This is a genomic window from Methylobacterium sp. NPDC080182, from assembly GCF_050281105.1.
Classification (GTDB): Bacteria; Pseudomonadota; Alphaproteobacteria; order Rhizobiales; family Beijerinckiaceae; genus Methylobacterium.
This window is the reverse complement of the sequence record NZ_JBNNWO010000002.1, coordinates 507,907-533,425: the sequence shown is the minus strand read 5'-3', so window position 1 is coordinate 533,425 and position 25,519 is coordinate 507,907. Positions and strand designations below refer to the sequence as shown.

General features: G+C 71.8%; 25 protein-coding genes. 14 read left to right on the top strand and 11 right to left on the bottom strand.

Going from position 1 to position 25,519, the window contains the following annotated elements:
* Window positions 1-4 precede the first annotated feature (4 nt).
* Window positions 5-1,696: an aminotransferase class III-fold pyridoxal phosphate-dependent enzyme gene (locus ACQKQD_RS05695; RefSeq protein WP_427507736.1), complete on the bottom strand. Its 1,692-nt coding sequence runs from the start codon at window positions 1,694-1,696 to the stop codon at window positions 5-7.
* Window positions 1,697-1,728: 32 nt separating this feature from the next.
* Between ACQKQD_RS05695 and asd the strand changes: the two genes are divergently transcribed.
* Window positions 1,729-2,640, top strand: a complete 912-nt coding sequence (asd, locus tag ACQKQD_RS05690) for an archaetidylserine decarboxylase (protein ID WP_427507735.1) — start codon at window positions 1,729-1,731, stop codon at window positions 2,638-2,640.
* Between the two features lie 10 nt (window positions 2,641-2,650).
* Here asd and ACQKQD_RS05685 read toward each other — a convergent pair whose 3' ends face one another.
* The 3 genes from ACQKQD_RS05685 to ACQKQD_RS05675 form a co-directional block, all read right to left on the bottom strand.
* The gene (locus ACQKQD_RS05685; protein ID WP_427507734.1) at window positions 2,651-4,318 is read right to left on the bottom strand and encodes a methyl-accepting chemotaxis protein; all 1,668 of its coding nucleotides are present in this window, start codon (window positions 4,316-4,318) and stop codon (window positions 2,651-2,653) included.
* A 399-nt stretch (window positions 4,319-4,717) separates the two neighbouring features.
* Window positions 4,718-5,020 carry a hypothetical protein gene (locus tag ACQKQD_RS05680; protein ID WP_020091704.1) on the bottom strand — a complete coding sequence of 101 codons (303 nt, stop codon included), beginning with the start codon at window positions 5,018-5,020 and terminating at the stop codon, window positions 4,718-4,720.
* 138 nt (window positions 5,021-5,158) lie between these two features.
* The gene (locus tag ACQKQD_RS05675) at window positions 5,159-5,869 is read right to left on the bottom strand and encodes a GntR family transcriptional regulator (protein ID WP_026604719.1); all 711 of its coding nucleotides are present in this window, start codon (window positions 5,867-5,869) and stop codon (window positions 5,159-5,161) included.
* Between the two features lie 112 nt (window positions 5,870-5,981).
* Between ACQKQD_RS05675 and ACQKQD_RS05670 the strand changes: the two genes are divergently transcribed.
* The 13 genes from ACQKQD_RS05670 to ACQKQD_RS05610 all read left to right on the top strand — a co-directional run bounded on the left by ACQKQD_RS05670 (window position 5,982) and on the right by ACQKQD_RS05610 (window position 19,919).
* Window positions 5,982-7,040, top strand: a complete 1,059-nt coding sequence (locus ACQKQD_RS05670; RefSeq protein ID WP_132366335.1) for an alcohol dehydrogenase catalytic domain-containing protein — start codon at window positions 5,982-5,984, stop codon at window positions 7,038-7,040.
* A complete protein-coding gene (locus ACQKQD_RS05665) occupies window positions 7,037-8,053 on the top strand; it encodes an NAD(P)H-quinone oxidoreductase (protein WP_427507733.1) in 1,017 nt (338 codons plus the stop codon). The genes ACQKQD_RS05670 and ACQKQD_RS05665 overlap by 4 nt, the downstream gene beginning before the upstream one ends.
* The gene (locus ACQKQD_RS05660; RefSeq protein WP_091678715.1) at window positions 8,053-9,780 is read left to right on the top strand and encodes an acetolactate synthase catalytic subunit; all 1,728 of its coding nucleotides are present in this window, start codon (window positions 8,053-8,055) and stop codon (window positions 9,778-9,780) included. The genes ACQKQD_RS05665 and ACQKQD_RS05660 overlap by 1 nt, the downstream gene beginning before the upstream one ends.
* A gap of 67 nt (window positions 9,781-9,847) precedes the next feature.
* Window positions 9,848-11,068, top strand: a complete 1,221-nt coding sequence (locus ACQKQD_RS05655) for an ABC transporter substrate-binding protein (RefSeq protein WP_427507732.1) — start codon at window positions 9,848-9,850, stop codon at window positions 11,066-11,068.
* A 56-nt stretch (window positions 11,069-11,124) separates the two neighbouring features.
* On the top strand, window positions 11,125-12,012 hold the full coding sequence (locus ACQKQD_RS05650; protein WP_427507731.1) for a branched-chain amino acid ABC transporter permease: 888 nt from the start codon (window positions 11,125-11,127) through the stop codon (window positions 12,010-12,012).
* A gap of 137 nt (window positions 12,013-12,149) precedes the next feature.
* Window positions 12,150-13,853, top strand: a complete 1,704-nt coding sequence (locus ACQKQD_RS05645) for an ABC transporter permease subunit (RefSeq protein ID WP_427507771.1) — start codon at window positions 12,150-12,152, stop codon at window positions 13,851-13,853.
* Window positions 13,840-14,544, top strand: a complete 705-nt coding sequence (locus ACQKQD_RS05640; RefSeq protein WP_132366330.1) for an ABC transporter ATP-binding protein — start codon at window positions 13,840-13,842, stop codon at window positions 14,542-14,544. The genes ACQKQD_RS05645 and ACQKQD_RS05640 overlap by 14 nt, the downstream gene beginning before the upstream one ends.
* 1 nt (window position 14,545) lies before the next feature.
* Window positions 14,546-15,352 (top strand): 3-oxoacyl-ACP reductase FabG, encoded by an 807-nt coding sequence (gene fabG, locus ACQKQD_RS05635; protein WP_427507730.1) that lies wholly within the window; start codon window positions 14,546-14,548, stop codon window positions 15,350-15,352.
* Between the two features lie 41 nt (window positions 15,353-15,393).
* Window positions 15,394-16,203: a shikimate dehydrogenase family protein gene (locus ACQKQD_RS05630; RefSeq protein ID WP_427507729.1), complete on the top strand. Its 810-nt coding sequence runs from the start codon at window positions 15,394-15,396 to the stop codon at window positions 16,201-16,203.
* A gap of 33 nt (window positions 16,204-16,236) precedes the next feature.
* Window positions 16,237-17,859 (top strand): GMC family oxidoreductase, encoded by a 1,623-nt coding sequence (locus tag ACQKQD_RS05625; protein WP_427507728.1) that lies wholly within the window; start codon window positions 16,237-16,239, stop codon window positions 17,857-17,859.
* A gap of 164 nt (window positions 17,860-18,023) precedes the next feature.
* A complete protein-coding gene (gene catC / locus ACQKQD_RS05620; protein ID WP_020091692.1) occupies window positions 18,024-18,308 on the top strand; it encodes a muconolactone Delta-isomerase in 285 nt (94 codons plus the stop codon).
* Window positions 18,309-18,321: 13 nt separating this feature from the next.
* Window positions 18,322-18,618 (top strand): YciI family protein, encoded by a 297-nt coding sequence (locus tag ACQKQD_RS05615; protein ID WP_020091691.1) that lies wholly within the window; start codon window positions 18,322-18,324, stop codon window positions 18,616-18,618.
* A gap of 83 nt (window positions 18,619-18,701) precedes the next feature.
* On the top strand, window positions 18,702-19,919 hold the full coding sequence (locus tag ACQKQD_RS05610; RefSeq protein WP_042675772.1) for an ABC transporter substrate-binding protein: 1,218 nt from the start codon (window positions 18,702-18,704) through the stop codon (window positions 19,917-19,919).
* A gap of 82 nt (window positions 19,920-20,001) precedes the next feature.
* Here the strand turns inward: ACQKQD_RS05610 and ACQKQD_RS05605 are convergent, their stop codons facing one another.
* From ACQKQD_RS05605 to ACQKQD_RS05575, 7 genes are all read right to left on the bottom strand, one after another.
* Window positions 20,002-20,730 carry a winged helix-turn-helix domain-containing protein gene (locus tag ACQKQD_RS05605; RefSeq protein ID WP_427507727.1) on the bottom strand — a complete coding sequence of 243 codons (729 nt, stop codon included), beginning with the start codon at window positions 20,728-20,730 and terminating at the stop codon, window positions 20,002-20,004.
* Window positions 20,731-20,873: 143 nt separating this feature from the next.
* A complete protein-coding gene (locus ACQKQD_RS05600) occupies window positions 20,874-21,137 on the bottom strand; it encodes a hypothetical protein (RefSeq protein ID WP_427507726.1) in 264 nt (87 codons plus the stop codon).
* Between the two features lie 118 nt (window positions 21,138-21,255).
* Entirely contained in the window at window positions 21,256-23,142 is a 1,887-nt protein-coding gene (locus ACQKQD_RS05595; protein ID WP_427507725.1) for a CHASE2 domain-containing protein, read from the bottom strand.
* Window positions 23,139-23,660, bottom strand: a complete 522-nt coding sequence (locus tag ACQKQD_RS05590; protein ID WP_091678736.1) for a FecR domain-containing protein — start codon at window positions 23,658-23,660, stop codon at window positions 23,139-23,141. Before ACQKQD_RS05590 ends, ACQKQD_RS05595 begins: the two co-directional genes overlap by 4 nt.
* A gap of 23 nt (window positions 23,661-23,683) precedes the next feature.
* Entirely contained in the window at window positions 23,684-24,364 is a 681-nt protein-coding gene (locus ACQKQD_RS05585) for a Crp/Fnr family transcriptional regulator (RefSeq protein ID WP_427507724.1), read from the bottom strand.
* Between the two features lie 310 nt (window positions 24,365-24,674).
* Window positions 24,675-24,815 carry a hypothetical protein gene (locus tag ACQKQD_RS05580; protein WP_427507723.1) on the bottom strand — a complete coding sequence of 47 codons (141 nt, stop codon included), beginning with the start codon at window positions 24,813-24,815 and terminating at the stop codon, window positions 24,675-24,677.
* Window positions 24,816-24,904: 89 nt separating this feature from the next.
* Window positions 24,905-25,384, bottom strand: coding sequence for a cupin domain-containing protein (locus ACQKQD_RS05575; protein ID WP_427507722.1), 480 nt, complete (start codon window positions 25,382-25,384; stop codon window positions 24,905-24,907).
* Between the last annotated feature and the right edge of the window lie 135 nt (window positions 25,385-25,519).

Below are 25,519 nucleotides of genomic sequence, written 5' to 3'. Positions count from 1 at the left end.
CGGATCAACCCTGATCCGGTGCCCGCAGGCCCAGGCGGGCCCCGAGGCCGCCCAGACGGATGGCCGCGACCTCCCGCAGGATCGACCGGCGGATCGCCCTGTCGCTCGGCGCGCCGCCGTCCCACCAGCCGTCCGCCCGCATGGCCCGCGCCGCCGCCTCGAAGCGCGTCGCCACGGCCTCGAAGGCCGCGTCGTCGTACGCGAGGCTGAAGATCATCCGGCCGGTCCCGACCCACGACAGGGCCAGCCCCTCGGCGCGCAGGTAGAATTGCAGCATCCAGTTGTAGCGCGACGGCTCGGTGTACAGGACCGTCCACACCGTCGACATGTTGGCGACCCGCACCGGCAGGCCGGCCTCCGCCAGCCGGGCGTTCAGGTGACGTGCGCGCGCGTCCCAGGTCGCGTCGAGGTCGGCGTAGAGTGCGGCCACCGCCGGGCTGTCCAGCCGGTCGAGGAACGCGCCCATCGCTCCCATCACGTAGGGATGGGCGTTGAAGGTGCCCCGCGCGAAGCAGATGTCGACGGGCCGGTCCTCCCTGTACCGGCGCATCAGGTCGGCGCGCCCGCAGAGGACGCCGACCGGCAGGCCGCCCCCCAGGGTCTTGCCGTAGGTGACCATGTCGGCGCGCAGGCCGAAATACGCCTGCGCGCCGCCGCGGGCGAGCCGGAAGCCGAGGAAGACCTCGTCGAGGATCAGCACGATGCCGCGGGCACTGCACACCGCCCGGAGGTCGTGGAGCCACTTGGTGTAGGCGGCGCGGTCGAAGGACGCCCTGCGGCCGCTGTCGACCAGCGCGGAATCGGCCGGCGCGCCGGCATTCGGGTGCATCGCCTGGAGCGGGTTGACCAGGACGCAGGCGACGTCGCGGCGGCCGGCGAGCACCCGCAGCGTCCGTTCGGACATGTCGGCCAGGGTGAGCGTGTCGCGGGTCGGGACCGGGTTGCCGATGCCCGGCTGCACCTCGCCCCACCAGCCGTGATAGGCGCCGCACAGGCGGACGATCCGGCGGCGGCCGGTGTGGTAGTGGGCGAGCCGCACGGCCTGCATCACCGCCTCGGTCCCGGACATGTGGAACGAGACCTCGTCGAGGCCCGAGATCGCCTTCAGCCGCGCGACGTTGCCGGTGACGACCGGGTGGAGCGGCCCGAGCACGGGACCGAGGGCCGAGACCCGCGCCGCGCCCTCCTCCAGGCAGGCCCGATAGAAATCGACGCCGAACAGGTTCACGCCGTAGGAGCCGGCGAGGTCGTAGAAGACGTTGCCGTCGAGGTCCGTGACGGTGACGCCGGCGGCGGCGGCCGCGAAGGCGCCGGTGCCGAGATGGGCGCGCACGTGCCGGGCGTACTGGAACGGCACCCGGTAGAGCCCGGTGAACTGGAGATCCGAGAGCCCGTCGCGGACCGCCTCGGTCTCGGCGCGTGTCCGGGCGAAGCGCGCCCGGAACAGGTCAGAGAGCCGCGCGAAGCCGGCCTCGCGCCGGCGCGCCACCGCCTCGTCCGGATCGTCCGACCGGAAGAAGGCGCGCTCCGAGTAGGCGTAGTTCGGGATCAGCCCGGCGACGCGCCGGGCCATGCGGGCGTGGCCGGTGAGCGAGCGATGCTTCGCCCGGGAGAGCTGCAGGCGCTCGGCCGCCCGCGGCAGGGCGAGCACCGCGGCGACGGTAGTGGCGGACAGGGTGACGAGGAGCGCGGACATCGCCCCGCGCCCTACCGGAGGCGGTTCACGGCATGATGACGGTTTCCGGATCCCGGCTGCGGACGGTCCTGGCGCGTGTCGGGGCGCAGGAGGATCTCAACTTCCTGCTGACGAACCGCCTGCCGCGCCGTCTCGCCACCCGCTTCATGGGCTGGTTCAGCCGGATCGAGCAGCCGCTGATCCGCGACCTCTCGATATCGACCTGGCGGCTGTTCTGCGACGTCGACCTCCGCGACGCGCGGGAGACACGCTTCCCCAGCCTCCACGCCGCCTTCGTGCGCGCCCTGCGTCCCGGTGCCCGGCCGATCGCGGCCGATCCGGCCGTGCTCACGAGCCCCAGCGACGCGATCCTCGGGGCCCATGGGCGCATCGAGGCCGGCCGCCTGCTCCAGATCAAGGGCCTGTCCTACCCGCTCGCCGACCTGCTCGGCGGGGACGTCGCTCTGGCGCGCGCCCACGAGGGCGGCAGCTACGCCACCCTGCGCCTGACGGCCGGGATGTATCACCGATTCCACGCGCCGCACGACCTGCGGGTCGAGTCGGTGCGGCATATCTGGGGCGACACCTGGAACGTGAACCCGATCGCCCTGAAACGCGTCGAGGCGCTGTTCTGTCGGAACGAGCGCGCCGTCCTGCGCTTGCGCCTCGCGGAGGGCGGCCACGCGGTGACGCTGGTGCCGGTGGCGGCCATCCTCGTTGCCGGGCTGCGGCTCGGCTTCCTGTCCGAGGGTCTCGCCCTGCGCGAGACGGGCGGACGGACCCTGCTCACCGCGGCGCGCCTCGCGAAGGGCGCCGAGATGGGCTGGTTCGAGCACGGCTCCACCATCGTGGTGCTGACGCCTCCGGGCTTCACGCTCTGCCCCGGGCTCGCCGTCGGATCGATCCTGCGGGTCGGCGAGCCCCTGATGCGGCTACCACCGCTCCCTGGATCGCCCGGCCGCTGAGCGTGTCGCCTCAGGCGGCCCGCACCGCCGCCAGGTACTCCGCGACCGCCGCGTTCAGGGTCTCCGACTGTCGCGACAGGGCGGTGGCCGCGTCCAGGGCCGCGGCCGCGGTCCGGCCGGTCTCGCCCGCGGCCTGCGTGATGCGCCCGATCGTGACCGTGACCGCCTGGGTGCCGTCGGCGGCCTGGCTGACGTTCCGCACGATCTCCTGCGTCACCGCCTCCTGCTCCTCCATCGCGGCCGCGACGCCCGTGGCGATGGTCCGAAGGTCCAGGACAGCGGCGGTGATCGCCTGGATGACGTCGACCGCGCGGTGGGTCTCCTTCTGAATGGTCGCGACCTGCTCGGAGATCGTCTCGGTCGCCCGGACGGTCTGCGCCGCCAGCGCCTTGACCTCGGTGGCGACGACGGCGAAGCCGCGTCCCGCCTCCCCGGCGCGGGCCGCCTCGATGGTGGCATTCAGCGCGAGCAGGTTCGTCTGCGCGGCGATCCCGGCGATCAGGCTGACCACGGTCCCGATCCGCTCGGCGCCGTCGGCGAGGCTCATCACGAGGGTGTTCGTCTCCGACGCCTCAGTGGCCGCGCGCCGGGCCATGTCCGAGGAGCGCGTGATCTGGCCGTTGATGGACCCGATCGACGTGGCCAGTTCCTCGCCGGCCGCCGCGACGGTCTGAACGTTGACCGCTGTCTGCTCGGCCGCCGAGGACACCTGGAGCAGCTGCGTCGCGGTCTCGCCGGCGCTCCGGTCCATCGTCGCGGCGGCGGCTTCCATGGACGAGGCGCTGGCGGACAGCGCCTCGGTCAGGCGATCCATCCGGGCACGGAACGCCGCGGTGGCGCTGTCCAACGTCTCGGCGCGGCGCGCCTTCGCGGCCGCCTCGTTGGCGGCGGCGGCATCCGTCGCGCGCTTCGCGACGAGCGCGTCCTTGAAGACCTGGACAGCCTTGAGCATCGCGCCGATCTCGTCACCGCGGTCCGCACCGTCGATCCGCACGTCGAGGTCGCCCGCGGCGAGACGGGTCATCGTCGCCGTGGTCCGCGCGATCGGGCGGGTGACTTGGACGAGGATCACGCGGATGCCGTACCCGACCGCGAGCGCGGCCCCGGCGAGTGTCGCGAAGAGCAGGATTCGGAGGCGCCGCGCCATCGCGTCCGCGCGTTCGAACTCGGCGCGGGCCTCGCGGACCTGCAGGTCGGACAACTCGCCGATGGCCGCCGTCGTCGGACCCATCGCGCGGAGCAGATCGATCCGGGTCGCGGTCACAGCGTTGAGGTCCCCCTTCGTCAAGGCGCGGACGAGGTCGGTGACGATCGCCACGTCCCGATCGAATCGCGTCGTCAGGCTCGCGACGAGCTGTGCCTCCTCGGGCGTGAGGTACGTGGTCAGGTAGGCGGACCAGGCTTCCTTCGCCCGTGCCAGCTGGCGATCGAGGATCGTCACGGCTTCGGACGCCTGAATCGCGTGGAACTCGAAATCCCGCGTCGCGGTCAGCATGGCATCGAAGGCATCGCGCATCGCGCCGAACTGGCTGAGCGGCATGACCCTGTCGGCGTAGATCGATTCGAGGCCCCGGAAATCTTTGTAGAGCGCGTAATTGCTGAGTGCTGCTGATCCTACGAGGAGTGTACCCAGCACCCCGAGAAGCGCGAAAAGCCTGCCTTTGATCGTGTGAATCATCGATGGCGACCGTATCGTAGTCGGAGTCTCGAGCAACGATGGCGGTCTAACACTCTGCATGAGCGTTTCAAGAATTTTCGTGTACTTCGAGACGGCGATACCGTGGAGATTTCACCACGTAAGATCTGTTTTATCGGAAAAAGGACAGTTTCATTGAGATAATGACTTGTTCATTGGTCCGATCGTGCGAGCAATGCCAATTCTGTTCCTCGAATGGACGTTGAAGCGCGGGCGTTCAGGTGATGCGTCCAGTTCGATGCCGGCGGCTCCGTGAACGCCGCGCAGCACCACAGCGACGACTCGCGCACAGCGCCGTCGATTCTGCGGAACGGTGTCCTGCTGTAGCCCGGCGTACAGACCTTCGGGTGGCGGGCCGCGTTCGACGACGAAGTTTGCCGCTCAGCGCTGCACGGCCTCGATATCATCCTCGTAGATCGAGTCCGGCTGGCAGGCGTGCCATTCCTTCTTCTCGTCCGCCTGCCCCTTGCGGCCCCAGCAATAGCCCGCCTGCGCCAGGCGTCCGCTCAGCCGATCGCGCAGCCGACACTGCTCACGCGTGATGGCGGGATCGCCGGTGCTCTCGCAGGCGCGTGCGGCGTTCGCCTCGGCCGTCAGCAATTCCGGGACGGTCGGAAGCTGCTGCTGGGCGCGCGCGCCCGTGGCGGCGAAGACCAGAGCGAGGACGGCGAGATCGGCGCGCATGGGCGCACGATAATCGAGCTCCGGCGTTCCGCAACCGCGGGCCAATCTACGCCGGCGCCTTCGGGGCCGTGGCCGCCGAGGTCGGCTCGTTGCTTCGGCCATCGATCGATCGCTCGTGGACTCTCCGCGAGCCGGTCATCACCCTGTGGCGGCCGCGCGGACATGCGCGAACAGGCCGCTCCCGCCGCGCTCGATGTCCTCGCGCACGGCATCCCGGGCCGCCTCCGGGTCACCGCGGCGCAGGGCGTCGATGATGCGGCGATGGGGGTGCGGCTCCCAGTCGGGGACGCCGTCATCGTAGAGGTGCGACAGGATCGGGCCGCAGCGCACCCACAGCAACTCCACGATCTCGTACAGGATCGGCATCTGTCCGAGCCTGCACAGCGTCAGGTGAAACTCGGTGTTGAGGTTCACCGCCCGCGCGAAGTCGCGGCTCGCGTGACAGTGCGAGATCTGCGCGTGGATCGCCTCGAGGTCGTCGACCTCGGCCGCGCGGCTGGCTGCCCCAGCGGCGGCGGCACGCCCCTCGAGATCGGTGCGGATCGCCCGGATCTCCAGGAGCTGATCCAGGGTCAGGCGGGGCACGACGACGCTGCCGCGCGCGTCGAGGGCGAGGGCCTTCTCGGCGACGAGCCTGAGAAGGGCCTCGCGCATGGGGGTCGCGCTGATGCCGAACCGGGCCGACATCGGCCGGAGCCGCAGGCGCGTGTCGGGTCGCAACTGCCCGCGCATCAGCGCGACGCGCAGCTCGCGGTAGGCCCGCTCGCTCAGGCTCTCCTTGACGATCGGACGGACCCAGTCCGGCACGATATCGCCTGTTTCCGGTTCGGACGCCGAAGCGCTTGACATATTCCTCCCCTTCGTCCGATGTTTGTTATAACAAATTACGCCAAGCGTCGACGGCACGTGCCGCGAGGCAGGCCACCGGGCCGGCAGGCTCGGCGGGAGACAGGGGACGGAAATGCTTGCGTTGCGCAAGGCGACCGCCGCCTTCGGGGCGGACCTCGTCCACGTCGATGCGCCCGCTGTCCCGGGCACGGGACGCGTCACCGTCGCGGTCGCCGCGGCCGGCATCTGCGGCAGCGACATCCACGCCTTCGAGTGGACCCCGGGCTACGGGTTCATGACCGCGTTCATGCCGGTCACTCTCGGTCACGAGTTCTCCGGGACGGTCCGGGCGGTGGGGGACGGCGTGACCGCGCTCGCGGTCGGCGACCGGGTCACCTGCTGGCCGACGGTGCCGTGCGGCGCCTGCGCGGCCTGCGCCGCCGCGCGGCCGCAGGATTGCCAGGGCCGCCGCATCGTCGGCCTGCACGCCGACGGGGCCTTCGCCGAGCAGGTCGTCGTCCCGGCCGACAATTGCCGCCGCCTGCCGGACGGGTTGCCGCTGACCGTCGCGGCCCTGGCCGAGCCGCTGGCGGTCGCGGTCAACGCGGTGGACGTCGCGGAGGTCGGTCCCGGCGACCGCGTGGCGGTGCTCGGGCCGGGCCCGATCGGCCTCTGCATCGCCTTCGTGGCACAGCAGCGGGGCGCGGACGTGCTGCTCGCCGGGCTCGACGACGCCGCGCGCCTCGACCTCGCCCGGCGGATCGGCATCCGCCACACGGTCGATCTCGCCGACATCGGCCTGGACGACGCCGTCCGGCGCGCCTTCGACGGGGAGGCCGACCGGGTGATCGAGGCGACCGGTTCCGCCCGGTCGGTCAGTGACGGGTTGGCCGTCCTGCGCTCGGGCGGCGTGATGGTGGTGGCCGGCATCCATTCCGGCTCCCTCGACCTCGACCTGACGGGTTTCGTGCGCAGCAAGAAGCAGCTGCGCGCGGCCCACGACACGACGGCGCGCGCCTTCGACGCCGCGCTCGCGCTCCTCGCGGCGCATGCCGGGACGCTGGAGGCGCTGATCACCCACCGCCGCCCCCTCGCGGAAGCCGGGGCGGCGTTCGAGCTGGCGCGCAGCCGGCAGGCCATGAAGGTGCTGCTTCTCCCGGAAGCGGCGGCGAGCCGGGAAACGGAGCGATGAGCATGGGCATGCGAGCCGTGATCGCCGACGGACAGGGCGGTCCCGACGTCCTCCGGATCGTCGAGCGTCCGCGCCCGGAGCCGGGGCAGGGCCAGGTGCTCGTGCGCGTCGAGGCCGCGGGCATCAACCGTCCGGACGTGATGCAGCGCGAGGGCCGCTACCCGCCGCCCCCCGGCGCCTCGGACGTGCTCGGGCTCGAACTCGCCGGGATCGTCGAGGCGCTCGGGCCCGGCGCGGGCCGCTTCCGGACCGGGGACCGGGTGATGGCGCTGGTCCATAGCGGCGCCTACGCCGAGTGGGCCGTCGTCGACGAGGCGGTCGCTCTGCCCGTGCCGGAGGGCCTCCCGGCGGTCGAGGCGGGGGCGATCCCCGAGACCTACTTCACCGTCTGGAGCAACGTGTTCGAGCGCGCCCGGCTGCAGGCGGGCGAGAGCCTCCTGATCCACGGCGGCTCCTCGGGTATCGGCACCACGGCGATCCTGCTGGCGAAGGCCCGGGGCGCCCGGGTGATCGTCACCGCGGGCTCGCCCGAGAAATGCGCGGCCTGCCTGACGCTCGGCGCGGACGCGGCCATCGATTATCGGCGGGAGGATTTCGTCGCCGCGGCCAAGGCCGCCACCGGCGGGAGCGGGCCCGACGTGATCCTCGACATGGTCGGCGGCCCCTACATCGCCCGCAACCTCGATGCCGTGGCGGTCGACGGGCGCATCGCGCAGATCGCCTTCCAGCAGGGCTCGCGGGTGGCGGAGATCGACTTCCAGCCGCTGCTGATGAAGCGGGTGACGCTCACGGGCTCGACGCTGCGCGCCCGGCCGGTGGCCCTGAAGGCGCGCCTCGCCGAAGCCCTCGCCGAGCACGTCCTGCCGCTGCTCGCGGCGGGCCGCGCGCGGCCGCCGATCGATTCCGTGTTCCCGTTCGAGCGGGTCGCGGAGGCCCATGCCCGCATGGATGCGGGCCAGCATATCGGGAAGATCGTCCTGTCGATGGGCGACGCCGCGCAGGGGAGCCGCTGATGTCCGAGATGTCCGAGCGCGCCAACATGACCGGTGCCCACGCCCTCGCGGCCGCGCTCCACCGGCACGGCGTCCGCGACGTGTTCGGCCAGAGCATCCCCTCGGCGCTGTTCCTGGCCGCGCCGCATCACGGCATCCGCCAGATCGGCTACCGCACCGAGAACGCGGGCGCCGCCATGGCCGACGCCTACGCGCGGATCTCCGGCCGGGTCGCGGTGGTCGCGGCCCAGAACGGGCCCGCCGCGACCCTGCTGGTGCCGGGCCTCGCGGAAGCCCTGAAGGCCTCGATTCCGGTCGTGGCGATCGTCCAGGACGTCCACCGCCGCTTCACCGACCGGAACGCCTTCCAGGAACTGGACCACCTCGCCCTGTTCGCGGGCGTCGCCAAGTGGGTCCGCCGGGTCGCGGTCGCCGAGCGCATCGACGACTACGTCGACATGGCCTTCGCGGCCGCGGCCTCCGGGCGGCCCGGGCCGGCGGTGCTGCTGGTGCCCCTGGACCTCCTCGACGAGCGGCCGGACTTCGAGGCCGCCGCGCCGCGCCGGTCGGCGAGCCTGGGCACCTACCCCCTCGACCGCACGGTCGCCGACCCGGCCCGGATCGCCGAGGCCGCGGACCTGATCGCCGGCGCGCGGCGTCCCCTCGTGATCGCGGGCGGCGGCGTCCATTCCTCCGGGGCCTACCCGGAACTCGCCGCCCTGCAGGGTCTCGGACTGCCGGTCGCCACCACGGTGATGGGCAAGGGGGCCGTCGCCGAGACCGACCCGCTCTCCGTCGGCGTCGTCGGGTACTTCATGGCGCCGCGGGCGCGCTCGTCCCACCTGCGCAGCCTCGTCACGGAGGCCGACGTCGTCCTCCTCGTCGGAAACCGCACCAACCAGAACGGCACCGACAGCTGGTCGCTCTACCCGGCGGACGCCCGCTTCATCCATCTCGACGTCGACGGGGGCGAGGTCGGCCGCAACTACGAGGCCCTGCGCCTCGTCGGCGACGCCAAGCTGACCCTCGCCGCCCTCGCCGAGGCGCTCCGGCAGCGCGACCTCGCGGGATTGGAGGGCCGCCGCGCGCCGCTCGCCGACACGATCGCCCGCGCCCGCGAGGCCCAGGCCGGCGACATGGCCCGCCTCGTCGACATGGAGGCCGCGCCGATCCGGCCGGAGCGGATCATGGCGGAGATCGACGCGGTCACGACCGCCGAGACCGTCGTCGTCGCCGACGCGAGCTACGCCTCGATCTGGATCGCCAACTTCCTGACGGCGCGGAAGGCCGGCCAGCGCTTCCTGACGCCGCGCGGCATCGCGGGCCTCGGCTGGGGCCTGCCCTTCGCCCTCGGCGCCAAGGCCGCCCGCCCGGACGCGCCCGTGATCTGCGTGACCGGCGACGGCGGCTTCGGCCACGTCTGGTCGGAGCTGGAGACGGCGCGGCGGATGCGGCTGCCGGTCATCGTCGTCGTCCTGAACAACCAGATCCTCGGTTACCAGAAGCACGCGGAGCTGAGCCTGTTCGGCGACTTCACCGACGTCTGCGACTTCGAGGCGGTCGACCACGCCGCCATCGCGCGGGCCTGCGGCTGTGCCGGGACGCGGGTCGAGCGCCCCGAGGATCTCGCACCGGCGCTGCGCGACGCGCTCGCCGGCGGCGCCGTGACGGTGATCGACGTGATCACCGACCAGCGCGCCTACCCGCCGATCACCAGCTTCGAGGGCAAGGACGCCCTCGCCTACTGACGCCGACGATTGACCCGACCGGAAGGCGCGCGAAGCGCCGGGTCGACGACTGACACGGGAGGAAACGATGAGAGTTCTGGCGCGTGCACTCGCCGCCGCCCTCGTGCTGGGCGCCGCGGCCCAGGCGGCGGGACCGACGACGGCCCGAGCCGCCGACGTGAAGTTCGGCGCGCTCTTCCCGTTCAGCGGGCAGCTCGCCCTGCTCGGCGAGGAGAGCGCCCGCGGCGTCGAGATCGCCGTCGACGAGATCAACGCCGCCGGCGGCGTCCAGGGGCAGAAGGTGGTGCTCGCCCGCGGCGACGCCGTCGACAACAACCAGGCGATCGGCGAGGCACGCCGCCTCATCTCCCTGGAGAAGGTGGCGGCGATCTTCGGCTCCTACTCGTCCGCCCGCTCCATCGCCGCGAGCCAGGTGGCCGAGCTGTCCGGCATCCCGTATTTCGAGCTCGGCGCGGTGGCCGAGGAGGTCACCGGGCGCGGGCTGCAATACCTCTACCGCACCAACCCGACGGCCGAGGACATGGCCAAGCTCGCGGTGGAGATGATCGTCAACAAGGTCGCCGCCGGGCTTGGCAAAAAGCCCGAAGACCTGAAGATCGGCATCATCTACGAGGATTCGAGCTACGGCACCTCTGTGGCGGGCTTCCAGAAGAAGTTCGCCGCCCAGGCCAAGCTCAACGTGGTGACCGCGCAGGGCTACCCGGCCTCCACGGTCGACATGTCCTCCCTCGTCCTCGACCTGAAGGGGCGCGGCATCGACGTCCTGCTCCAGACGTCCTACCAGAACGATTCCGTGCTGTTCCTGCAGCAGGCCAACGAGGCGGGCTTCAAGCCGGGCGCCATCATCGGCGGCGGCGGCGGCTACTCGATGCAGCCCACCGCCGACGCGGTCGGCCACAAGGTCATCGAGGGCGTGCTCGACACGGATTTCACACAGTACCTCGTCAACACGAAGTACACGCCCGGTATCGAGAACTTCGTCGCGGCCTATGAGAAGAAGTACGGGAGCGCCCCGCGCTCCGGGCACTCCCTGAACAACTACGTCGGCGCCAAGCTCATCCTCGAGGCCATCGGCAAGGCGAAGGGCTTCGAGCCCGACACCATCGTCAAGGCCGTCCAGGCCATCGACGTGAAGGACGGCGTCACCGCGGTCGGCTACGGGTTCAAGTTCGGCAAGAACAACCAGAACGAGCGCGCCGCGATGATGGGCATGCAGTGGCAGGGCGGCAAGCTCGTCACGGTCTATCCCGACAGCGCCGCCGTCGCGCCCATGGAGATGCGCAAGTAACCGCGGGTCTCCGAAGGTAACAGCGCCGCCGTCACGCAGGTCCACGGAGATCGGGGATGGACGTCTTCCTCCAAGTGCTCGCCAACGGGGTGATGCTCGGCGGCCTGTTCGCGATCGTCAGCGTCGGACTGACCCTGATCTTCGGCATCGTGAAGGTCGTGAACTTCGCCCACGGCGAGTTCCTGATGGTCGGGATGTACCTGACCTATCTCGCGGTGACCGGGCTCGGGCTGCACCCCTTCGCGGCGGTGATCCTCGTCGTGCCGGTCCTGTTCCTGCTGGGCGCCCTCACCCAGCGGTTCCTGATCCAGCCCCTGCTCGCCGCGGGCGACCATCACATCCAGATCTTCGCCACGGTGGGCCTGTCGACGGTGCTGATCAACCTCGCCCTCCTCGTCTTCGGGGCCGACATCGCCAACACGCCGCCGTCGGGCCTGCGCCAGCCGCTGGAGATCGGCCCGGTCCGGGTGCTGCTCGGGCAGGTGGTGATCCTCGGCTCCGCGATCGTGCTGGTGGCGGGGCTCCAGATGTTCCTGGCGCGCACCCGCACGGGCCGGGCGATCCGCGCGGTCGCCCAGAACCGCGCGGCGGCCGAGCTGATGGGCATCGACGTCGACCGGATCTACGCCCTGACGTTCGGCATCGGCGCGGCCTGCGTCGGGGTGGCGGCGGTGCTGATCGCGCCGCTCTACCCGACCTCGCCCAACAGCGGCACCTACTTCGTGCTGATCGCCTTCGTGGTCGTCGTGTTCGGCGGCCTCGGCTCCATCCGCGGCGCCTTCGTCGGAGCGATCCTGATCGGCCTGATCGACAGCGTCACGGGCTTCTACGTCGGCGCCGACATGCGCGAGGTCGCGGTCTTCGGCGTGTTCCTGGCGATCCTGATCCTGAAGCCCTCGGGCCTCTTCGGGCGGCAGCTGCGGCTGTCCCACGTCTCGCCGTGAGGGAGCCCGCGATGACCGATATCCCGCTCGCCGCAGCACCGTCCGCGGCCCCGACAGCCGCACCGTCCGCCGCATCGTCCGCCTTCCCGCGCCGGGGCGCGGCAGCGCTGGCGCTCGTCCTCGCGGCCCTGGTGGCGATGCCGGTCGCGGTCGGCAACCCGTTCATCTACCACGTCTTCATCACGATCTGCGTCTTCGCCGCGCTCTCGACCGCATGGAACATCGTCGGCGGCTACGCCGGCCAGCTCTCCCTCGGCCACGGCATCTTCTACGGTCTCGGCGCCTATTGCGGGATGCTGCTCGTCGGCGCCGGGATCAGCCCGTGGATCGGCATGGTGGCCGGCGCCGCCCTCGCCGTGCTGGTGGCGCTGGCGATCAGCTACCCGTGCTTCCGGCTGCACGGGCCGTTCTTCTCGCTGGCGACCATCGCCTTCCTCGAAGTCTTCCGCGTCCTGGCGCTGCATTTCCGGGACCTGACCGGCGGCGCTACCGGTCTGATGATCCCGCTGAAGTTCGGCTGGACGTGGATGGTGTTCCGGGATCGCTGGCCGCCGCTGGCCATCGCCTTCGGGCTCCTCCTGCTGACCCTGGCGGTCGCGTGGTGGATGCGCAGCCACCGGATCGGCTTCTATCTCGTCGCCACCCGCGAGCGGAAATCGGCCGCGCGCGCCGCGGGCGTGCGCACGGTGCGGGTGCGGCTCGTCGCCGTGGCGGTGTCGGGGGCGCTCACCGCGATGGTCGGCACCTTCCACGCCATGTACCTGACCTTCATCGAGCCGGCGGCGATGTTCTCGCTGACCCTGTCGATCCAGATCGCGATGTTCGCGCTGATCGGCGGACTCGGCACGGTGTTCGGGCCGCTCCTCGGCGCGCTGCTCCTCGTGCCGATCACCGAGCTGGCCCGCGGCTGGCTGGGCGCCAAGGCCCTAGGGCTCCACGGCCTCGTCTACGGCCTCGTTCTGGTGCTCGTCGTCCTGTTCCTGCCCAACGGGCTGATGGGCCTCGTGTCCCGCTTCGCGCGGACCCGCGCGGGCGGCCGCGGCGCGCAGGCGGCGTCGGTTCCGGCCGTTCCGCGGGCCCCGGAGCGGCCGCCGGTCGGCGCGGACCTGATCCGGGTCGAGGGCCTGCAGAAGCGCTTCGGCGGCCTGCACGTCACCAACGATGTCGGCTTCACGCTCCGGGAGGGCGAGATCCTCGGCCTGATCGGCCCCAACGGGGCGGGCAAGACCACCGTCTTCAACATGATCTCGGGCTTCCTCAAGCCCGATGCCGGCACGGTGAGCGTCCGCGCGCCGGACGGGACGTGGCACCGGCCGGGCCGGCCGTCGGATTTCGCGACGCTCGGCGTAGGCCGCACCTTCCAGATCGTGCAGCCCTTCGCGGCCATGACGGTCGAGGAGAACATCATGGTCGGCGCGTTCCACCGCCACAGCGACGTCCGCGAGGCCCGGGCGGTCGCGCGCGAGACCGCCGAGCGGATGGGGCTCGCGCCCTGGCTCGGGAGCGAGGCGCGCGGCCTCACCATCGGGGGCCTCAAGCGGCTCGAGGTCGCCCGCGTGATGGCGATGCGCCCGCGCGTGCTGCTGCTTGACGAGGTCATGGCCGGCATCAACCAGACCGACGTGCGCCGCGCCATCGACCTGATGCTGGCGATCCGCGACACCGGCGTCAGCATCATCGCGATCGAGCACGTCATGCAGGCGGTGATGGCGCTCTCCGACCGGGTGATCGTCCTGAGTTCCGGGCAGATCATCGCCCAGGGCAGCCCGCAGGACGTGGTGCGCGACGCAGCCGTGATCGAGGCGTATCTCGGCAAGGAGTTCGCCCATGCTCACGCTTGAGCGCGTGGATGCCGGTTACGGCGCGACCAGCATCCTGCACGCCGTCTCGCTCGAGGTGCGCGCTGGCGAGGTGGTGACGATCGTCGGCGCCAACGGGGCCGGCAAGACGACGACGCTGCGGACCATCGCGGGCCTGGTGAAGCCCACCCGCGGCCGGATCCTGTTCGAGGACGAGGACGTCACCCGGCTCTCGGGCCACGAGATGGTGGCGCGCGGCGTCACCCTGATCCCGGAGGGGCGCCAGCTCTTCCCCGAGATGACGGTGCGGGAGAACCTGCTGATGGGCGCCTACCGCCGCGCGGCGCGCGAGCGCCAGTCGGAGACGCTCGCGGACGTGCTCGATCTGTTCCCGCGGGTGCGCGAGCGCCTCGACCAGAACGCCGGCTCCCTCTCGGGCGGCGAGCAGCAGATGGTGGCCATCGCCCGCGGGATGATGGCCCGTCCCAAGCTCCTGATGTTCGACGAGCCCTCGCTGGGCCTCGCGCCGATCGTGGTGGCGCAGGTCTTCGCGGTGGTCGACCGGATCGTGAAGACCGGCGCCACCGTCCTGATCGTCGAGCAGAACGTGTTCCACACGCTGCAGGTGGCCGACCGGGGCTACGTTCTGGAGAACGGCGAGGTCGTCCTCGCCGACGCGTCCGCGGCCCTTCTCGACAACGACCACGTCCGACGCGCCTATCTGGGGATCTGAGATGACCGAGCGGCAGACGAACGCTGAGGCGATCGCGCGGCGCCCGAGCCACGCCGGCCGGCGCGTCCTCGTCACCGGGGCCGGCCGCGGGATCGGCCGGGCGATCGCGGAGGGGTTCGGCGCGCGGGGCGCCCTGGTGGGCGTGGCCGACGTGAACCCGGACGACGTCGCGGCGACCGTCGCGGCGATCGAGGGCGGAGACGGTCGCGCCCTGCCGCTGCGCCTCGACGTCGCCGACTACGCGGCCGTCGAGGCGGCCCTGTCGGAGGCCGCCGCCGCGATGGGCGGCGCGTTCGACACGGTGGTCAACAACGCCGGCATCTCGCCCAAGCACGACGGGGCGGCCCACCGGGTCTGGGAGATGGATCCGGCGGAGTGGAACCGCGTCGTCGCGGTCAACCTGACGGGGGCGTTCAACACCGTCCGCGCGCTGGCGCCCGCGATGTGCGCGGCCGGGCGGGGCTGGATCGTCAACATGTCGTCGGTGGCGGGCAAGACCCACTCGCCGATCGTCGCCTGCCACTACGCGGCCTCGAAGGCCGGGCTGATCGGGCTCACCAAGCACCTCGCGGCCGAGCTCGGCCCGTTCGGCATCCGCGTCAACGCGATCGCGCCGGGGCGGATCGAGACCCCGATGGTCCGGGCGGTGGGCCGTGCCGTCAACGACGAGCAGGTGCGCCTGACCCCGATGGGCCGGCTCGGCGCCCCCGAGGAAGTCGCGGATCTCGCCCTCTACCTGACCTCCGCCGAGGCCAGCTTCGTCACCGGCCAGACCATCGACGTCGCCGGCGGCCTCTACATGACGTGAGCCGGGACCGGTCGGGACAGGCGATGGACGGGAGGACGGCCATGAGCAGCGCGGTCACCGCGACCGGGATCACCGGGCGGACCCGGGTCTACGGGATCCTGGCGGACCCGATCTACCACGTGAAGGCGCCCGAGGTGATGGGGGCGCTCTTCGCCCGCCACGGCGTGGACGGCGTCCTCGTCCCGCTGCACGTGACGGCGGACGGCCTCGCCGCCGTGATGGACGGGCTGCGGCACCTGCGCAATTTCGGCGGCTTCATCGCCACGGTCCCGCACAAGACCGCGATGACCGGCCTGTGCGACGCCCTCACCCGGGAGGCCGAGCAGATCGGGGCGGTCAACTGCGTCCGGCGGGAGGCGGACGGGCGCATGGTCGGCACGATGCTCGACGGGATCGGCTTCGTCGAGGCGCTGCGCGCCTCGGGCCTGGAGCCGCGCGGCCGGAGCGCGGCGCTGGCGGGGGCCGGCGGCGCGGCGAGCGCCATCGCCTTCGCGCTCGCCGAGGCCGGTGTCGCCCGCCTGACGATCCTGAACCGCACCGCCGACCGCGCCCAAGCGCTGGCGGAGCGCCTGCGCGCCGCTTATCCCGGGCTGGCGGTCGCGGCCGAAGGCGTCCAGGCGGAGCACGACCTCCTCGTCAACGGCACGTCGCTCGGGATGCGCCCGCAGGACGCCGCCCCCTTCGACCTGGGCGCCCTCCACGCCGGCCAGTTCGTCGCCGAGGCGATCATGGATCCGGAGACCACGCCGCTGCTCGCCGCCGCGCTGAGGGCGGGCTGCCGCGTCCAGAAGGGCCTGCCGATGCTGGAGTGTCAGATCGCCCTGATGGCCCGCCACATGGGCGCCCTCTGAGGCGGGAACCGGGGACTGAGCTTGGGGCGCACCGTGGGACCGACCGACATCGACGCCGTCGCGGCCGGCGCGTTCGACTACGTGATCGTGGGCGGCGGCACCGCGGGCTGCGTCCTGGCCAACCGCCTGACCGAGTCCGGGACGCACCGGGTCCTGCTCCTCGAGGCGGGGGGACGGGCGCGCAGCCCCTGGGTCGCGATCCCGGCGGGCTTCAGCCGCCTGCTCCAGCACCCATCCTACAACTGGCGGTTCCGGACCGAGCCCGAGGCGGCGACCGGCGGCCGGGTGATCGCGGTCCCGCGGGGCAAGGGCCTCGGCGGGTCGACGCTGATCAACGGCATGATCTACGTGCGCGGACAGCCGCAGGATTACGATGCCTGGGCGCAGGCCGGGTGCCGCGGCTGGGGATTCTCGGACATGCTCCCCTATTTCCGCAGGCTCGAGGATTACGAGGGCGGCCGCGAACCGTTGCGCGCCCGCGGCGGTCCGCTGCCGCTGACGGAAGTGGCCGAGCGGCCGGCGATCGCGGAGGCCTTCATCGCCGCCGCGCAGGCGGCAGGCTACCCGCGCAATCCCGACTACAACGCGGAGAGCCAGGACGGCTTCGGCTACTACCAAGTGAACCAGCGGCGCGGCCGGCGGGTCAGCGCCGCCGATGCCTATCTGCGGCCGGCCCTGGCCCGCCCGAACCTCGCCGTCGTGACCGACGCGCACGTCCTGCGGCTGACCTTCGACGCGGGTCGGGCGAGCGGCGTCGCCGCTCTGGTCGGCGGCCGCGAGCGGCTCTTCCGCTGCCGCGGGGAAGTGATCCTCGCCGCGGGTGCGGCCCAGACCCCGCAGATCCTGGAACTGTCCGGCCTCGGCGATCCGGCGATCCTCGGAGGGCTCGGCGTCGCCGTGCGGCGCGCCCTCCCCGGCGTCGGCGCCAACTACATGGACCATTACTGCACGCGCATGAACTGGCGCGTGCGCCTGCCGGTGACGCTGAACGAGCAGACCCGCGGCCTGCGCCTCGGCCTCGCGGCGGCGCGCTACCTCGCGACGCGGCAGGGCATCCTGGCTCTGGGAACCGGTCTCGCCCACGGCTTCGTGCGCACCCGGCCGGGGCTCGACGGGCCCGACGTGCAGTACTTCTTCATGCACGCGAGCTACGCCAACGCCGCCGAGCGCAAGCTCGACCGCCTGCCGGGCATGACGATCGGCGTCACGCAGTTGCGACCGGAATCGCGCGGGACGATCCACGCCGCGTCGCCCGACCCGCTCGCGCCCCCCGCCATCCGCCCGAACTTTCTTGCCACCGCGGAGGATCGCCGGGCGATGGTCGAGGGCATGAAGATCGCCCGCGCCATCGTCGCGCAGGCGCCGATGGAGCGCTTCCGCGGGGCCGAGCTCAACCCCGGTCCGGACTGCCGGACCGACGCGGACTGGCTCGATTTCGCCCGCCGCGACGGCCAGACGATCTACCACATCTGCGGCACGTGCCGCATGGGCGACGATCCGGATTCGGTCACGGATCCCAGCCTGCGCGTGCGCGGCGTTGCCGGCCTTCGGGTGGCCGACGCCTCGATCATGCCGCGCATCGTCTCCGGCAACACGCAGGCCGCGGTGTTCATGATCGCCGAGAAGGCCGCCGACCTGATCCGGGCCGATGCCTGATCCGGTCTGGCCATCGGGCGCCGCGGCGCGTACGGCAGCACCGCGCCGGTCTCGGCCGCGTCTCGGCGTCGTGTCGGCGTCGTGTCGGCGTCGTCCGGCGCTTCGCGACGCAGCAGACCGCAGGTCAAACGCCCCGGAACGACCGGCGGCAGAGGTTCGACGTCATGCTCTACATGGTCCACATGCAGGTCAACATTCCGGCGTCCCTCCCGAAGGAGGAGGCGGCTCGCCTGAAGGCCGAGGAGAAGGCCTACGCCCAGAAGCTCCAGCAAGATGGCCGATGGCGGCATCTCTGGCGCATCGCCGGGCAGTACGCCAATTACAGTGTCTTCGACGTGGCGGGAAACGATGAACTTCACGAAGTCCTGAGTTCGCTGCCGCTCTACCCGTATATGGCGATCAGCGTGACGCCACTGGCGCAGCATCCCTCCGCGATCGCGGCCAACTGACGGGACCACCGCCATGCCTTACATGATCGAGACCTTCGACAAGGCCGGGAGCCTGGACGTCCGCAGGGCGAACCGCGCGGAGCATCTCGTCTACCTCGACCGGATCAAGGACCGGCTCCTGGCCTGCGGCGCGAAGCTGAACGACGACGGGAGCGACGCCGGCGGCGGCCTCTACGTCGTCGACGTCGAGACCCGCGCGGAGGCCGAGGCGCTCATCCACGCGGACCCATTCTACAAGGTCGGGCTCTTCGAGCGCGTCGAGATCCGGCGCTGGCGCAAGGCCTACCTGGACGGCCGCAGCTATCTCTGAGACCGAGGGAACGCGGTTTTGAAGGACAGGCGGCCTTCCGGTACGGGGCAGCCGCTGAAGAACAAGAGATTGGGGAGGAAACAATGATCCGTCGTCCTTGGGTGGCGGCCGCCGCGTTCGGCGCCGCTGCCCTCACCGCCCTGCCCGCCTCCGCGCAGTACGCGGATGGCGGCATCAAGATCGGCATCCTGACCGACATGTCCGGCGGCTACTCGGATCTGGCCGGCCGCGGCTCGGTGACGGCGGCGCAGCTCGCGGTCGAGGATTTCGGACGTCCGATCAACGGTCGGAAGGTCGAGCTCGTCTTCGCCGATCACCAGAACAAGGCGGACATCGCCTCGTCGATCGCGCGCCGGTGGTTCGATACCGAGGGCGTCGACGCCATCTTCGACACCAATTCCTCGGTCGCCGGGCTGGCGGTGCGCGAGGTCGCGCGCAGCAAGGGCAAGATCGACATCAACTCCGGCGCCGGCTCCATGGCGCTGACCAACGCCGCGTGCTCGCCGACCGGCGCCCACTGGTCGTGGGATACCCACTCGCTCGCGGCCGGCACCGCCGCGGCGCTGGCGGACGATCCGAAGAACACGTGGTTCTTCATCACGGCCGACTACACCTTCGGGCACGATCTGGAGGCGCAGGTCACCCGGGTCGTGAAGGCCAAGGGCGGCACGGTGCTCGGGTCGGTCAAGCACCCGTTCCCCAATCCGGATTTCTCATCCTACCTGCTGCAGGCACAGGCGTCGGGCGCGAAGATCATCGGGATGGCCAACGCCGGTGCCGACACGATCAACACCATCAAGCAGGCGAGCGAGTTCGGCATCCTGCAGGGCGGCCAGAGGCTGGGCGGGCTCAACATCTTCCTGACCGACATCTACTCCGTCGGATTGCCGGCGGCGCAGGGCATGATCCTGACGACGGGCTTCTACTGGGACATGGACGACCAGACGCGCGCCTTCGCGCGGCGCTTCGGCGAGCGGATGGGCGGGCGGATGCCGACCATGGTCCAGGCCGGCGACTACTCGGCGGTGCTCCACTTCCTGAAGGCGGCCGAAGCCGCCGGCACGGATGACGGCCTGAAGGTGATGGCCAAGATGCGCGAGCTGCCGATCCAGGATTTCTTCGCCCGCAACGCCACGCTGCGCCCGGACGGCCGCATGGTCCACGACATGTACCTCGCCCAGGTGAAGTCCCCGGCGGAATCGACGGGGCCCTGGGACTTCTACAAGATCCTGAAGACGATCCCGGGCGACCAGGCATTCCAGCCGCTTTCCGAGAGCACGTGCAAGCTGGTGAAGGGCTGACGCGCGCCTTCGCGGCTCGTCACTCATAGGGGGCGCGGGCCGTGCACCCCTGTCTCCACCGGGGTCGCCGCTCGCGACGGCCCTAGTGGGACGTGCTCTCGACCGCGGCGGCGAAGACGTAGCCGACCCCGCGCTCGGTCACGATGAGCTTCGGGTCGCTGGGCCTGCGCTCGATCTTCCGGCGCAGCCGCAGGATCTGCACGTCGATGCAGCGATCGAAGACGTCGTCGTGGACGCGGGTGACCTGGAGCAGGTACTCGCGGCTGAGCGGACGCTGAGGTGCGTCGAGGAACGCCGCCAGGAGCGCGTAGTCGCGCTTGCCCAGGACGACCTCTTCCCCGTCGGGATTGATCAGACGCCGGCGTCGACGGTTCAGGACCCAGCCGTCGAAGCGCCGGCACGGCGCCTCCGCCGGTCGGGACGAGGCCTGCGCCGCGACGCGGCGGAGGACGACGCGCACGCGCGCCAGGAATTCGCGCAGGCCGTAGGGTTTGACGATGTAGTCGTCGGCGCCGAGTTCGAGGCCGAGCACGCGGTCGAACTCCTCGCAGCGATGGGCCGTCGTCAGGATGATGGGAACATCGCTCACCGCGCGCAGGTCCCGCAGCAGGTCGAGGCCGTTCTCCGCGCCCGGGCGAAGATTGAGCACCACGAGGTTGAACTGCGACGGATCCGCGAGCTCTCCGCGCGCCTCGGCCCGCGTCGACGCCGGGACGACGTCGACCCCGTGCCCGTCGAGGTATCCGGAGACGACACGCTGAACCTCCGCGTCATCGTCGACGAGCAGAATGCGCAGGCCGTGATGATGCATGAGCGATGCTCCTCCGGAGTCCCGACTGGCGCGATCATCGGAGCAGCGGTCCGAGGGTGTCCGGCCGTCCCGGGGCGGCCGGATGCGCGTCGTCATCCCGTCGCCTGCCGATCGGCCTGGCCGCTGCCCCACGGCGTGACGGTTCAGCGGCAGACCCGCTCGTAGCGGCCCCACACCGGGCTGAAGACCAGGTGACAGTCGCCGAAAAAGCCGCCCGCGGCGTATCCGCCCGCCGGGCTCCACCAGCCATGGCCGCCGAAGCGGTGATGGAAGCCGTGATGGAAGCCGCCATGGTGCCCGAAGCTTCCGTGCCCGAACCCGCGCGCTTCGGCTCGCCCGGGCACGGTCGCCAGGGCGGCGAGGGCGAGACAGGACAGGATCGCGGTCTTCGTCGAGGTGATCGTCATGAGATGTCTCCCGTTGCGATACGGGGACGATGCACCGGAGAGCCCGGGGGGGACTGTGACCCGGGTCACAGTTTCAGTGTGATCCTCCGGTCGGTCAGCGACGCGCTCGGGGGTGCGGCTAGGACGTCGTCGCGCGCGGGTGGCGCAGCCAGACCTCGAGGGGCTGGCTGCGGCCGCGGATCGCCGCGGTCCGGCTCTCGAACGCGCCCTCCGACCGCTCGAGCCCGGCCGCCTGCGCCAGCTCGGCGCTGAGTGCCAGGCGGGCGTGGGCGTCCGCCGCGACCGCCAGCAGGCGGCTCGCCACGTTGACCGTGTCGCCCGTCGCGGTGATGTGCTGGTTGGTGTCGCTGCCGAGGCGCGAGAGGATCACCGGCCCGTAATGCGCGCCGATGCGCAGATCGAGGGCCGGCCCGGCCCCGTGCAGGACCGGGCTGTCCGCGATCCAGGCGTGCGTTCGGACGATGAGTTCCTCCGCGGCCTGGACGGCGTGCGCCGCCTGGTCCGGGTCCGGATCGAGGGCCCCGAACAGGATCATGGCGCCGTCGCCCATGAAGTTCACCACGACGCCCCCGCGCAGGGTCACCGCTTCGTCCACGAGATCGTGGAACGTCTTGAGCATCGCCCGCGTCCGCGCCGGGCCGAGCTGCTCGCTCCGGCGCGTGAAGCCGGTGAGGTCGACGAACAGCACGGGAATGTCGCGCGCGACCGGCTCGGCGAGGTAACCCGGATCGCGCGCGAGCCGCTCGGCCAGGGCGGCAGGCTGCATCCGCCGCAGCACCTGCTCGGACCGCGCCACGCGCGCGCTCTGGCGGCGCTCGAGCGTCTGGCGGCCGACCGCGCAGACCAGCGCCGGCAGCCCCACCGCCGCGAGCGGTAGGGCGGCGCTCAGCCAGATGCCGTGGGCGAACGCGACGGCGCCCGCGGCGAGCCAGCCTGCCGTCGCGAGCAGGACCAGGATCAGGCCCGGGCCCGGCGGCAGCAGCGCGATGGCGAGCGCGGACCCGACCGCCAGGAGGACCGAGGCCGCGGCGTCTCGCTGCCGCACGCCGGCGTCCCGGACGAGGGCGTCCCCCGTGGTGAGGTGGGCGATGCCGGTGGCGAGGAGTTCGACGCCGGGCAAGACGGGATCGAACGCGGTGGCGAAGGTGTCGCCGCCGCCGAGCGCGGTGACGCCGATCACGACGATGCCGTCCGAGAGCGCCGCGTCCGGCGCCGTCCCGTCGAGGAGGGCGGCCGCGCTCACCGTCGCGATCGTGCGTCGCGGACCGTAGGGGCGCAGCGGAAGGTGGTAGCCGAGGTCCAGCGACAGGGCGCGGTCGCCGATCTGGACGCGCCCCTTGCTGAGCACGGGGTCATTGCGCGCCGCCAGGGCGGCCGCGCGCAGCACGAAGGACGCGGCGACGCCGTCGGCCGTGCGCACGACCAGGGGGAGATGGCGGGGTACGCCGGACGCGTCCTCGGCGACGTTGACGACACCGGACGCGACGTCTTCGCCGAGCTTCGGCGACGGCCGGTGGAGCGCGGTGGCGAACGGGATGCCGTCCTCGCTGGCGCTCCCGTCGAAGACCGCAGCCGAAGCCAGGATCGCTGTGGTCTTCCCGAGGGCGACGGCGAGCGCGCTGTCCGCCTCCGGCTGCCGCCCCGCCTCGAGGAAGAGCACGTCGACGGCGATCACGCGCGGGCGGGCCTCCGCCACGCGCTCGACGATCCGCGCCATCGTGGTCCGCGAGACCGGGAAGCCGCCTTCGCGCCGCACCGTCGCGTCGTCGATCGCCACCACGGTGAGGTTGGCGGGCGGCGTGCGCGGGCCGGCGAGCCGCAGGCGCAGGTCCGTGAGGGCGGATTCCAGGCGATCGAGGGGCGTCGCGCGCCCGGCGATATGGAGATGGCCGAGCCAGGCGCCCCAGGCGAGCGCGCCGAGCACCGCGGCGAGCAGGAAGACGCGCCGCGCCAGCCGGAAGGTCCGGTCGGGCGTCGGAGCCGCCGGCCGACCGGCCTCGCTCAACGCCCGAACCGCTCGAGCAGGCTCCTGACGCGCTCCTGGGGCCAGCGCCGGACCTCCAGAGGGTCGCGGCCGTCATCGACGTCGACCCCCTCGCCCGGCCCGAGCGTGACGGCGACCTGCGGGTCGGTGCGCCGGGCGACGTCGACCCGTCCCTGCGCCACGAAGACGGAGGTGCGCGCCCGCGTCACGTCGACGGCGTAGACCGTGCCCCGCACCGAGGCCACCGCGTGGGGGGTGAGGATTTGGAAGCCGTCGCGGCGGACGCGGCGGCTCGCCGGGATGGTGACGAAGACCGCGTTGCCGCCGATCTCGGCGCCCTTGAGATGTCCGTCACCGTCGGGTCCCACGGGGCGCAGGCTGCCCGCGCGCTCGGTTTCGAGCGTCAGGCCGTCGGCGCAGTGCAGGATCCGCAAGGGCGGATCGAAGCGCGTCGTCTCCGTACATCGCGTCTGCGCTGCGGCGCTCGACGCCGCGAGGGTGAGGGCGGCCGTGGCCGCCAGGCGCGCTGTCGTTCTCATGCGGTGAAGCCCTGTCGCCCCGATCATGTCTGCGCCCGCGCGCCCAGCGCGACGAGCCGGTGTGAGGCCCGCACGGTGACGCGCGCGCGGCCGAGATCGATGAGGCCCGATCTCTGCCAGTCCTGCAGGACGCGGTTCACGCTCTCCCGCGCCGCGCCGACGAAGGCCGCGAGTTCCTGCTGCGTCACCTGGATCTCGGCGCCGTAATCCTCCGACAGCATGATCAGGCGCCGGGCGAGGCGCATGTCGAGCGGCAGCAGCGTCGCCTCCTCCATGCGCGCGCTCATCCAGCGCAGGCGCTGGCACAGCAGGCCGATGATCCGGACCGCCAGGGCGGGATCGCCGTGGAGCAGTTTGAGGAAGGCCCGCCCCTCGACGACGAACAGGTCGGCCGGCTCGAGCGCCACGGCCTCGGCGGTCCGTGGATGGCCGTCGAGGAAGGCGATCTCGCCGAAGACGTCGCCCGGCCCGAGCAGGTTGAGGGTGACCGCGCGCCCGTCGTCGGAGCCGGCCCCGATCCGGATCTGCCCGCGCCGCACGGCGTAGAGGGCATCGCCCGGATCGCCCTTCTGGAAGAGGATCTCGTGTCGCGCGAGGCTGCGCGTCGTGCAGAGCCCGGCAATGATCTCGATCGCTTCCGGACCAAGCTCAGCGAAGAACGCGTTGGCCTTCAGAAACCGAACGAGCGTGTGCGGCGTGCTCACGACTGCATCTCTCCGGCCGTCGAGCTGGGGCTTATGCGCGTGTCGAGGGCCGATTAGCAAGGCTTACACTGCGAGAGCGGAGGATGATCATGGGCTCCGCCCGCGGGCGTGCTCACGGCGGCGACGATTGTTACAGGCCGCAGGCCCGCTCCAGCTTCCTGGTGGCCCGTTCGCCGATCACCCCGCACGTCGCCTGGCTGTCGCCGATGGCCGCGCGGGGCAGGATCGAGGCGTCCAAGACCGTCCGAACGTCGCGGCCCGCTCGGGCAGTGCAGCCCAGGAACCGGTCGGTGACCGCGGCAGCACGGATTCAGTCCGCCCTCGCCGCGCCGGACGGGCGGAACCCCCGCGCGCTGCCGCGGGCGCGGCAGAGGTCGGCGCGGGCCGCGGTCGCCGTCACGTCGGCCGAGTGGGACAGGTCGTTCGCCTCGATGACCGGCGGCGTCGCCATGTCGGCGCGCCGCGCGCGATCAGGCTTCTCGAGAGCGTCTGCGGCGGGTCGGAGCGACTGTCGCGCGCGGATCGTATCCCCGTGGGCGATCACTTGTCCGGGCGCGTCTTCCTCGGATCGTCGGAGGGGTTGATGTAGTCGAGCCCGAAGGGCCCTGTTCCCGAGACCTGGATCACGGCCGGGTCGCGCGTCGTCCAGAGCGCGTGGGGCATCTTGGCCGGCAGATACAGGAAGGCACCCGGCCGGAGAGACTGACCCCGGCTCGCGTCGATCGTCTTCCCCATGTCGTGGACGAGTGTGCCGGACAGCAAGGTCACGCTCTCGTCGGTCGCGTGGGTGTGCGGGGCGATGACGTAGTTCGGCGGGAACCGGAGCCTGAGCGTGAACGGTCCGGGCTTGTCCGGATCGCCGGCGATGATGCTGATCTCGCTGCCCTTCGGGAGGGAGGGCGGCGCGGCGCGCCACTGGACGGCGTCGTCACCGGTGACCATGACCATCTCGCCCGCGCGCGCGTCCGGCGCGAGGCATGCGAGGAAGAGGACGAGACAGCAGCTCTGGCGCAGACGCATCGACAATCTCCAGATCGGCGCTGGGGCGAGCCCGGATCGAACCTGTCCGCTGACGCCGAGCCCGCTTTACCGTCGGCGGCGCTCGCGACAGGGTCCGTCCTGTTAGACCGTGCGCCTTCGGACCCGCTACGGCAG